The 2,370-nt window shown below is 77.5% G+C and carries 2 protein-coding genes; both read right to left on the bottom strand.

Features of this window, described 5'->3' with window-relative positions; all coding sequences use genetic code 11:
* Window positions 1-228: 228 nt before the first annotated feature.
* Window positions 229-912: a response regulator gene (locus ACIRVF_RS38565; protein WP_402828957.1), complete on the bottom strand. Its 684-nt coding sequence runs from the start codon at window positions 910-912 to the stop codon at window positions 229-231.
* Window positions 909-2,225, bottom strand: a complete 1,317-nt coding sequence (locus ACIRVF_RS38570) for a sensor histidine kinase (RefSeq protein ID WP_402828959.1) — start codon at window positions 2,223-2,225, stop codon at window positions 909-911. Before ACIRVF_RS38570 ends, ACIRVF_RS38565 begins: the two co-directional genes overlap by 4 nt.
* Window positions 2,226-2,370 lie beyond the last annotated feature (145 nt).

A 2,370-nucleotide genomic window follows, 5' to 3' on the forward strand; every position in this document is an offset into this window, starting at 1 on the left:
GGGGGGGGGGGCCCCCCCCCCCCCCCCCAACCCCCCCGGGGGGGCTGTACAAAACCCAGTGGGGGGCACCCCCCCCCCGGCCCCGCCCCCCCCCCCCGCCCCCCCCCGGGGGGCCGGCGCCGCGTCCGTCGCCCGCCGTGCTGAGGCCGGGTTGTCAACGTTCGGCGACGCGAAAGCCCTTACGGGGGACGGCAGGTGAACAAACGCGGATTCCCCGGTGCCGCCGGCTCAGCCCGTGACCGGCGGGTTCGGCCGGGTCAGACCGCGGTCGTAGGCGAAGATCACCGCCTGCACCCGGTCCCGGGCGCCGACCTTCGCCAGCACCCGGCTCACGTGCGTCTTGACGGTCGATTCGGCCAGCACCAGCCGCTGGGCGATCTCGCTGTTGGTCCAGCCCTGCGCGATGGCCACCAGGATCTCCCGCTCGCGCTCGGTCAGTGCCTCCAGCCGGGGGTCCACCACCGGCGCCGCGCCGGGCGGGCGGACCGGCAGGTGGTGGGCGTAGGCGTCGAGCAGCCGCCGGGTGATGGCCGGGGCCACCACCGCGTCGCCCTCGGCCACCGCCCGGATCCCGGCGAGCAGTTCCTCCGGCCGCGCGTCCTTGAGCAGGAAACCGCTGGCCCCGGCGCGCAGCGCGGCGTGGGCGTACTCGTCCAGGTCGAAGGTGGTGAGCACCAGGATCCGTGAGCGTCCGCCGCCGGCGACGATCCGGCGGGTGGCCTCGATGCCGTCCATGCCGGGCATCCGGATGTCCATCAGGACGACGTCGGGCCGCAGGTCGGCGGCCAGCCGGACGGCCTCCGCGCCGTGGGCGGCCTCGCCGACCACCTCGGTGTCGGGCTGGCTCTCCAGCAGCATCCGGAAGCCGTAGCGCTGCAGTGGCTGGTCGTCCACGATGAGGACGGTGGTCACGGGTGGCCGCCTGTCGGGTCGGGGGTGAGGTCCAGTACGGCCTCCACGGTCCATCCTGCCCCAGGGCCGGGGCCCGCCGTGACGGTGCCGCCGTAGACGGCCGCGCGTTCGCGCATCCCGGCCAGGCCGTGCCCCTCGCCGTCCGGGCGCACCGGCGGGCGGGCTCCGCCGGGCGGCCCGCTGTCCCGGACCCGCACCCGCAGCCGGGTGGCGTCGGCGGTCAGGGTCACGTGCGCCCGGGTCTCGGGGCCGGCGTGCTTGAGGCTGTTGGTGAGGGCCTCCTGGACGATCCGGTAGGCCATCAGCTGGACGCCGCGGTCCAGCTGGTCCAGGTCCCCGCCGACGGTGTACACCACCTGGGGCCCGGCGGCGCGGATCCGGGCGCACAGCCCGTCCAGGTCGGCGATGCCGGGTTGCGGGTTGAACTCGGCGGTCCGGTCGGCCTGGTCGCGCAGCACGCCGAGCATCCGGCGCAGTTCGCCGAGCGCCTGGCGGCTGGTCTCGCCGATCAGCTGCAGCGCCTCCCGGCCGCGCTCGGGGGAGGCCTGGGCGGCATAGGCCCCGCCGTCGGCCAGGGTGACGATGACGGACAGGTTGTGACCGATGATGTCGTGCATCTCCCGGGCCACCCGGGTGCGTTCGGTGGCGGCGGCCAGCCGGCTGCGCTGGTCGCGCTCGATCTCCAGCCGGGCGGCCCGCTCGCGCAGTCCGGCCAGCTGGGCCCGCCGGATGCGCACCGCGATGCCCAGGGCGACGGCCGCGGTGGCGGCGCTGACCAGGAAGAACAGGGCGTCCCCGACCGGCAGCCCGCCGCCGGAGACCTCCACCGCGACCAGGGCCATCGCGCCGGCCATCACCGCGCAGGACCAGGCCAGGTGCCGCAGCCGGCCGTGCAGGGCCAGGCTGTAGAGCGCCACCAACAGGGCGACGTCGGCGCGCAGGCCGATGCCCAGCGACCACTGCAGCACGAACACCGCCATGATCGCCGCGAAGGCCTCGGTGGGCCGCCGCCGGCGCCACAGCAGCGGCAGCACCAGGCCCGCCTGCAGGGCCAGGGTGGCCGGCAACGGCGGGCGGACCAGGGCGCGGCGGTGCTCGTGCGGGCCGCCGTCGCCGTGGCCCGGGAAGAGGTCGGGCAGACAGAACAGCAGGAAGACGACGGCCACCACGGCCGCGTCCAGCACCCAGGGGTGCGCGCGGTCCGCCTCGCGCAGCCGCTGGCCGATCCGGGCCAGCCGGGCGAACAGCGGATGGCCGGACAGCGCGTCGGCGGCCGCGAACGGGCCGGCGGAGGTGGCGTGGTCCTCGCTCACCGGTGGGGTCTCCCTGCTGGTCGTGGAAAGCCGTGCGGTGGGGGGGGGGGGCGGGCCCCGCCCCCCCCCCCCCGGGGGCGGACCCCCCCCCCCCCCCCCCGCGGCCCGGGGGGGGGCGGGCGCCCCCGCCGGCCCCGCCCCGCCC

The sequence above is a fragment of the Kitasatospora sp. NPDC101157 genome, assembly GCF_044768255.1.
In the GTDB taxonomy this organism is placed as follows: Bacteria; Actinomycetota; Actinomycetes; order Streptomycetales; family Streptomycetaceae; genus Kitasatospora.